1 protein-coding gene is annotated in these 621 nt (G+C 42.8%); it reads left to right on the forward strand.

The window, feature by feature from the left end; all coding sequences use genetic code 11:
• A partial coding sequence (fadR, locus tag R8O10_RS26015; protein ID WP_318192069.1) for a fatty acid metabolism transcriptional regulator FadR occupies positions 1–621 on the forward strand: 621 nt, incomplete at both ends.

Consider the following 621-nt stretch of genomic DNA (forward strand, 5'->3'; position numbering starts at 1 on the left):
GTGTTACTCGAACGACTTTACGAGAGGTTCTTCAACGACTAGCACGTGATGGATGGTTGACTATCCAACACGGTAAACCAACAAAAGTTAACCAATTTATGGAGACATCTGGTCTGCATATCTTGGATACGTTGATGACGCTAGACGTCGATAATGCAACAAATATTGTAGAAGATTTGCTTGCGGCACGTACCAACATCAGCCCTATCTTTATGCGTTATGCATTCAAGGCGAACAAAGAAAACTCTGAGCGTACAATCAAGAACGTAATTGAGTCTTGTGAAGCGCTTGTGAATGCATCGTCTTGGGATGATTTCATTGCCTCTTCTCCGTATGCGGATAAGGTGCTTCAAAGCGTTAAAGAAGACAACGAAAAAGATGAAGCAAAGCGTCAGGAAATCTTGATCGCGAAAACATTTAACTTTTACGATTACATGTTGTTCCAACGCTTAGCATTCCACTCTGGTAACCAAATCTACGGTTTGATTTTCAATGGCTTGAAGAAGCTGTATGACCGAGTTGGCAGTTACTACTTCTCTAACCCTGCCTCACGTGATTTGGCGCTAAGATTCTACCGTCAACTGCTAGAAACTTGTGAAACGGGCCAGCGTGAACACTTGC

The sequence above is a fragment of the Vibrio sp. 1727 genome (assembly GCF_033344415.1).
Lineage (GTDB): Bacteria > Pseudomonadota > Gammaproteobacteria > Enterobacterales > Vibrionaceae > Vibrio > Vibrio alginolyticus.